The sequence below is a fragment of the Okeania sp. SIO2F5 genome (assembly GCF_010692685.1).
Taxonomy (GTDB): Bacteria; Cyanobacteriota; Cyanobacteriia; order Cyanobacteriales; family Microcoleaceae; genus Okeania; species Okeania hirsuta.
Genome location: NZ_JAAHGU010000076.1, coordinates 25401 through 32983, shown reverse-complemented (window position 1 = coordinate 32983; position 7583 = coordinate 25401). Strand labels below are relative to the sequence as shown.

Below are 7583 nucleotides of genomic sequence, written 5' to 3'. Positions count from 1 at the left end.
ATGTTACGAATAGTAAGGGTGATAAAAATATTTTACAGGAGATGTCCCTTTGACCAAAAAGATGATTTACGAACTAAAAAATGGTATTGAAGCAATTCCCATGCGACTCCTGACTCCTGACTCCTGACTCCTAAAAATTCCCCCATCTATTTGTAGCAAACATTTATCAAATTGGTATTACTTCTTATTCCTTCCTTAAAAAGGGTAAAATGATAGATATAGCTATCTAAAATGAATATGAACTATAGCATAATAAGGTTTGCTTTCCTGCGGAATTGTGCGCAAACAGATAAGACCAAAACTTTTATGGTATCGATCTATAGACTTATTTACTAAATAATTAATAATTAAATGATTAAATTTTTAAATTTTTAAATAATTAAAGCCTCCCCTTTCAAGGGGTAAAAAATAATTTTTTTCCTTTTAGTCAATCCTCTTCCTAAAAGGAAGAGGTAATTATCAATTATCAATTATCAATTATCCATTAATGAACTATTCTTAACTTTCCACAATTCCTCATTTACAACAGACTCAAATTCCCACTGTTTTGCTTTCAGCGCTTCCCTCAGTCTTTCAGAGGGTCGAAATACAAATATCTCTGACTCATTCTCAACTATTTCAAAATTTGGAGAATTGTTCAATAATAATAGTCGAACGTCATCATCTAATATATAACTGAGTGAAATTAAATCTCCCCTGTTAGTATAATTAACGCCCAAGTCACTCAATAATATTGGGGAGTCGCTAGCGTTAATTTTTTTAGCAACCTCCCCATTAAAATAACTAGGGGCATTATGCCACCAAGTATCAGAAATAGCGCTGACAGTGCAGGATGTAATACTCGCTGTCAATAATATCCCTAAAACTACTCGCCAATATTTTTGACTCAAATATTTCCCTAATAAATAAGCAACTGATAAATATATTGCCGGAAAACAGGGAATTAAATAACGGGTGATGGCAGAACGTTTTCCACCTTGCACTAAATCAGGTATTACTAATATTATAAATGGTATAAAAATAGAAGTCAGAATAAATAATTTTGTGGAAAGATTACAATAACGACAAACCATATAAATTCCCCAAGCAATAATAATTAAAAATAGCAATCTCAGTAAATATGTGCCGATATTATAAAAACCAAAATCTAAGTCAATAAACATACATGAAAAACTCAAAATCCACTTTTTTAATAAAAAATCGAAGCTAACTGATACTCTTACCCAATTTGTTGCATAATAGGCTTGTTGCAGATTATTAATTACTACAATTATCCAAGGAAGATAGAGAATTATTATTCCTACTGAGGCCATGAAATAATCCAAAGGTAATGTTTGAATCAAAAGTTGAAATTTTGATAAATTAGATTGATTTTCAGGAGAAATTCTGACTACATAATTTGAGAAAAAGCAATTGCTAATTACAAATATGCCATGGGAGATTAGAGTGAAACAAAAAAACAAATGAGTATATAAACCAACAGCAGAAATAACAATATATAATCCCCATTTTTTCCAACTGCGAGAATCTAGAGCTTTCAATAATAAAATACTACTAGCAATACTCAAAACAGTAACTAAACTATATTGCCTAGCAGTTTGAGCAAATAAAATTTCAACAGGTGATACAGCTAAAAATGTAGTTGCCAGTAAAGCAGTTAAATGGGAATTAAAAAGTTGCCTAGCTAGAACATATATTAATGGCAAAGATAATAAACTAATTAATGCTGGTAAACTACGAGATGCAGTGAGGGAACCACCAAATTTTTGCATCCATAAGCGAGCTATAAAATAATATAAAGGTGGATGATGGGGATTTTCAATTGTTAGAGAATTGAGAGTTCCTATTAAAGTGCTTTGTGGTTTAATTTGTTGATATTTTTGTAGTTGTTTAGCTGGAATAATTTGGTTTTGAAATGATTCTCGGTCAATATCATCTCCGCTAAAACCAGCAGCTCTTAAAGAGGTATATACTTCGTCATGCCAATAGACTTTTTTATCAAGGTAGAGAAAGCGGAATCCTATTCCTAAAGTTATGGTAATAATTAGTAAAATAACTATGGGTTGGGATAGGAAATTTTTGTTGATTTTTATAGTCATTTTTTTGATTTAATGGGGAGATATTGATAACTGATAACTAAAATGACTTGCCCCTAGTGCTATAGCTGACCAACTTCCATTGCTTCCTGTTTCGGTTTTCTTTCAAATATAAATCTTGGCTTCAAAAACACTCGCAATAATAACCATAAAGATTTTAATTCACCGGGTACTTTTAATCGCTGCCATTGTCCAGGCCGACAGAATAATAATTCTATTAATTGTCGTTTTTCAGATAAATTTACTTCCTCAAACCTTACTTTTATACAAGGAAAATTTTCACTCATTTCTATATTAGTTACATTACCTTGTAAATAAATTTCTTCTGGAACAATTTTCAACTTTAGTGGCAAATCTTCTACCAATAAACCATCAGAAATTTTCTGATTAATCTCTATCTCAGCACCCACCTCTGATATCTGTCTAGTAGTACCCCAAAGTATTTGGTTACCAATTTTTAACTTCACTACCCTTCGCAGATTAAACCATTCATATATATCTTGCTTTGGTACATCTATTAATGCTAATAATGCTACCCAAATCATCAATATATTATAAACACTCCAAAATAATCCCAAATTAAAACTTTCTATCTGTTCACCCACCTCCCAACTTGGATTTATATAATTGCCATATACATTAAATCCTAAACTTACACTATTTAGCACTAAAAATATTACCAAAGGCAAAGACAAACTTATATTAAAATAGTAGTGATCGCTTTTAATTCCTTTTGGTGTAACTTTAAATCTTTTTGAGAATGGATTTAGAAAAGTTTTAATTATTGTTATTGCTTTAGGAAAAGCCAAAATAGTATGATTCAAACCAGACAAAAGTAATGACTGGGAACGATAATTTAGCCAAGAAAATACAGTGAAACTTGCCAAATAATAAGGCAAAAAGAAATATAAGTATTCAGCAGCAGAAGCTTTAATTGGAATCACATCAAAAACAACATAAGCTATTGGCATAAACAGAAAACCAACATAACTAATGCTAGTAAACCAACTAAAAAATGTTTCTAAAAACGACAATCTTTGACCAATACTTAATCCAGGAATTGTCAAAGGATTAGAACTAATAAAAAATCCTTGTAAAGTTCCCCTTGCCCATCTTAATCTTTGAGTAGCATAAGAGGAAATATTTTCCGCAGCTAAACCAGCACTTAATTTTTCCTCTAAATAAACTGACTGATAACCTTTAGCTAATAAAATAACTCCTGTAAAACAATCTTCACAAATTGATTCTGTTACAAACCCTCCTACCGACTCTAAAGCTTTACGTCTGACTAAAAAAGAAGTTCCTGCACACAAAACTCCATTTGCACCATCTTTCATTGGTTGAATTTGTCGGTAAAATATTTCTTCTTCTGGAGTTAAGATATTTTCTAAACCTAAATTTCTAGCAATAGGGTCAATATTATAAAAAGTTTGAGGAGTTTGTAATAAGGCAAGTTGTTCATTTTGGAAAAATCCTAAAGTCCGAGTTAGAAAGTTTTTTGTAGGAATAAAGTCAGCATCAAAAATAACAATAATTTCACCATTTGTTTTGGTAATAGCGTGGTTGAGATTTCCAGCTTTTGCATCAGGATTATCATATCTAGTTATATATTCACAACCTAATTTTTCTGCTAAATGTTTCACTTCCGGTCTATTAGTATCATCCAGTAAATAAACTTTTTTATTCTCATATTCTAAAGCTTGGCATCCAATAACAGTACGCTCTAAAATAAACTCTGCTTCATCATAAGTGGGAATCAAAATATCCACAGATGGTTCAAAAGTTTTGTCTAAAATTGTCTGAGAAAAATAATCTGCTTCCTTTTTACGATTTTTAACATTGAACATCAACAACCAACCTAGAACACCACTACTTATTGTCACAATTTCTAGACCTAATAAACCCAGACTAAATATACCGTTTATAGGGTTATTTAGATTTAAAGTAGAGAGCGATCGCCAGGATAAATAACGAATAGTTAAACCCAATAAAATTCCCACTACCAAAACTCGCGACCAATTTTTCGGAGTAGGGGAAATTTTCATAATTCCTTGAGCAATTAAAAATAGTAAAATTGTCGGCAAAACTAAATATTTACTATTATCTGTTGGTACTTGTACCCACATGGGCGGATTTTCTTGAAAATAATGAATTTGAGTAAAAAATGTGTCTATTTGAGCAATTCCAGCAAACCAAGCCACTATAATAGTTGTTAATAGTGTTATTACTCCTATTACCAAGAGTGTTGCCAAACGTAATTTAACAAAAATCAGACTATTTATACGATTCCCTATAAATTTCTTGGCAATATTTAAAGTTGTCACCATAAATCACCTATTTTAACTTAAACTTAATCAAGATAATATAAAGAATATTATCTTCTTAAACTTAGTTTAATGATAATTGATCCTGAGATTTTCCTGAGAATTGGTGACTTTGTAAGCCATTAAAAAACTTCATATTCACCCTAAACTTAGGGCAGACAATATTCTTCCTAACTCAATTTCCTCTAGGCTCAAAATTAAGCCAAATTTACATGAAATGACAACCAACTATAGCAATATGATTTAAGTTGTGAGATATTGGATACTTTTAGGGAACACTTAACTGGGAACAGGGAACAGAGAAAAACAAAAAAATGAATAAATATGAATATGATAACTGCTATATTCTCTACTTTTAAAGAACACCTCAATTCTCACGTCTGATTCCTGATTCCTATAATTATTCTAATAAAACTAGATAGTAATTCATTCAATACAGAATTGGGTTGTCTATTTAGTTGATTTTTAATAGACAACCCAATTACTAATTATTATCCCCAAATTTTATAACTCATCATTTAATTCCAAGCATTCTTGCCTAATTTCCCTAAATAATTCTTGCTGAAGCACTACAAAACTGTTAAAACCTACCAAAATCCATTGAATAATTATTTCATAGTTACCAGGAGAATACCTAATCACTAAATTGATTGCTTCTAATGCTTTTTGGAAATGTTTCTGTTCTACCCCAGAATTAGAGTAAGAACCATGTATAACAATCCAAGACCATCCTCCAATATCATGTCCTTCAAAGTTGACTTTTCCATTACCACCCTTGAGATATTTACCAAAACCTATTTCTTTATTTTTGTGTCTAACAATTCTATCAGAGGAAGTAATTTTGCGATTACTGTATAACTGGATTTGATATTACTACTCCCTTTTAGGGAGAGGATTGACTAAAAGGAAAAAAATTTCTTTTTTCCTCTGGAAAGGGGAGGTTTTTAACCAAGGTATTTAATTAATAATTAATTATTTGGTAAGTCCTGATTGAATTTATAAATCAGCTCTAAACTCTGCCAAAACTTCTATCAGCTCACTTTGACAGGGCATTGGCAACAAGTTAATCAGAGAAACTTCTTGTCTACCCGCACCTAACTTAACAGGAATATTTTGCAGTATTTCCACAACTTTACCTTCAGAAGGTACTTCCTCAATCAGAATAGGATAAAACTTTTCTGCCAAAGTTAAATGTAGTTTTGCATCAGATAAATAGAGATGCCAACCAGCAATATCAATATAAACTTTATCCCCTATTTCTGCTGCTAAACTTTCAATTATTTGTGTTGTACTACCATTACTCATAACAACAATAAAACCTAATTTTTTTACCTACAGAATCACTAAAATTCTTTTATACAGAATCCTCAGTAGTAGATGAATAATCTGCCAGTGCGAAAATATAAATCCCGTGAACTAACAATAATGATACCCAAACACCTGTTACCCAGATAGCCCAAGGCCAAGTCGCTGCTGTGAGATTACGGAAAAACCACATACCAGAATTACTAGCAGCAAAAATAGCCACATGAATAGCAAAATTCATTCGGTCGTCTAACTTTCGGAATTCTGGGTCATTACGGTCAGGTTTACGAGGCCAACGAGGAGGCATAATACTTTATAAATTTATTTAATTACAGTTCAGTTTCTTTAATTATTCTAAAGGTAAGCTAGCAATTTGGAGATTATTTGCTAAAGAATATTGACTACTCCTCTGGCTCTTGCCGAGGGGATTCTCAGCAGATACTACGCAACAGGATAAATCCGTGTTGCTCCGTCTGTTCTTAGCTGAAATACACTCTCTGGGGACAATTTCCGCGGTGCCCCTACACAGTCGGCTTAGGAGGACTGAGTCAGGAGAAATGGGAATTATAGAGGAGGTAGGAGGAAGAATAGTCCCTTGATTTTTCAGCGTTGTGGTAATGATTTTTAGATTAAGTATCAACGCAAAACATCAGTTTTTCAATTTTACCTTCAGCTAATAGACATCTCCAAGAATCAAAAATCAATATCTATATCCCAAAGAAATTATCAATTCTTTACCCCTACTCCCTATGCGTGGAGTAGATGTCTAATTATCATTACATTTAAGCAACGCCGATTTTTCTGCGCAACTATGCGCCTAAAATGCTAATTTTTTGAACCTAAGCGACTTAAAAGCTGGGACTTTTTTCAACAAAAAAAATGCTAAAACCTTTATATGTCAATGCTTTTAGATTTAATCAGCAAACCCTAATTAACATTTAACCGCTGCGGGACATGGAAAGCCTAACATTACCATAGGAAAAAGCGGAGTGACTCTACCTTCTCCGGGTTTCCTAGCCATACCCAATTGACCAAGAGAAAAGAAAATGCAGAATTTTCTTGCCTCCTGATTGCAGGAGGTACCGATAACTGAAGTCCGCAGTTCCGACCTTATGAGGCTAACTGAATTGACCCAACTATTGGCGTAGCCTTTCCGGAGAAAACGGATATCTGATAATTACGCACTCGATGCATGACTTCTAACTCAATTGATAGTCCCCAGACTTACCCCCACTCTTACTCAACAGACGAATCAACTCAATAGAAATAGACTTTTCCAAAGCCTTAGCCATATCATACAAAGTCAAAGCCGCCACAGAAACCGCCGTCAAAGCCTCCATCTCCACCCCAGTTTCCGCCTTAGTTTTCACCATGGCCCGAATCTGATACCCAGGAAGTTGTGGATCGGCAATTAACTGAACATTTATTTTTTGTAATGGCAAAGGATGACACAAAGGAATCAGTTGAGCCGTTTGCTTGGCCGCCATAATTCCAGCCAACTTAGCAGTTCCCAAAACATCACCTTTTGGCGCATTACCAGCTTGAATAGTTTCAAATGTTTCTCTTGACATCCGTACTTGTCCACCAGCTTCAGCCTGACGCACAGTAGGCACTTTAGCAGATACATCAACCATTTGAGCTTCCCCCTTTTCATCCAAATGAGTTAAATTTTTTGGCGCATTACCAGCTTGAATAGTTCTTGATATCCGTACTTGTCCACCAGCTTCAGCCTGACGCACAGTAGGCACTTTAGCAGATACATCGACCATTTGAGCTTCCCCCTTTTCGTCCAAATGAGTCAAACTTTGCTCAAATTTAAAAAAATCTCTTGTCATTTTATTCAAGTGTGCTATTATTT

The 7583-nt window shown here is 33.4% G+C and carries 6 protein-coding genes; all 6 read right to left on the bottom strand.

Annotated features, from left to right (window positions below; all coding sequences use genetic code 11):
• Positions 1 to 473: 473 nt before the first annotated feature.
• The 6 genes from F6K27_RS21060 to moaC all read right to left on the bottom strand — a co-directional run bounded on the left by F6K27_RS21060 (position 474) and on the right by moaC (position 7419).
• A complete protein-coding gene (locus F6K27_RS21060; RefSeq protein ID WP_287277619.1) occupies positions 474 to 2099 on the bottom strand; it encodes a glycosyltransferase family 39 protein in 1626 nt (541 codons plus the stop codon).
• 59 nt (positions 2100 to 2158) lie between these two features.
• A complete protein-coding gene (locus tag F6K27_RS21055; RefSeq protein WP_192901136.1) occupies positions 2159 to 4423 on the bottom strand; it encodes a glycosyltransferase in 2265 nt (754 codons plus the stop codon).
• Positions 4424 to 4924: 501 nt separating this feature from the next.
• Entirely contained in the window at positions 4925 to 5062 is a 138-nt protein-coding gene (locus tag F6K27_RS21050) for a hypothetical protein (RefSeq protein ID WP_287277618.1), read from the bottom strand.
• A gap of 354 nt (positions 5063 to 5416) precedes the next feature.
• Positions 5417 to 5725 carry a DUF3181 family protein gene (locus F6K27_RS21045; protein WP_124145455.1) on the bottom strand — a complete coding sequence of 103 codons (309 nt, stop codon included), beginning with the start codon at positions 5723 to 5725 and terminating at the stop codon, positions 5417 to 5419.
• Between the two features lie 49 nt (positions 5726 to 5774).
• Positions 5775 to 6032 (bottom strand): 2TM domain-containing protein, encoded by a 258-nt coding sequence (locus tag F6K27_RS21040; RefSeq protein WP_124145454.1) that lies wholly within the window; start codon positions 6030 to 6032, stop codon positions 5775 to 5777.
• 892 nt (positions 6033 to 6924) lie between these two features.
• On the bottom strand, positions 6925 to 7419 hold the full coding sequence (gene moaC / locus F6K27_RS21035) for a cyclic pyranopterin monophosphate synthase MoaC (protein ID WP_287277631.1): 495 nt from the start codon (positions 7417 to 7419) through the stop codon (positions 6925 to 6927).
• Positions 7420 to 7583 lie beyond the last annotated feature (164 nt).

Bases quoted from the DNA above. Each gene is read 5' to 3' on its own strand.
- F6K27_RS21055 (WP_192901136.1), bottom strand. From the start codon at position 4,423: ATGGTGACAACTTTAAATATTGCCAAGAAATTTATAGGGAATCGTATA.
- F6K27_RS21060 (WP_287277619.1), bottom strand. From the start codon at position 2,099: ATGACTATAAAAATCAACAAAAATTTCCTATCCCAACCCATAGTTATT.
- F6K27_RS21045 (WP_124145455.1), bottom strand. From the start codon at position 5,725: ATGAGTAATGGTAGTACAACACAAATAATTGAAAGTTTAGCAGCAGAA.
- F6K27_RS21040 (WP_124145454.1), bottom strand. From the start codon at position 6,032: ATGCCTCCTCGTTGGCCTCGTAAACCTGACCGTAATGACCCAGAATTC.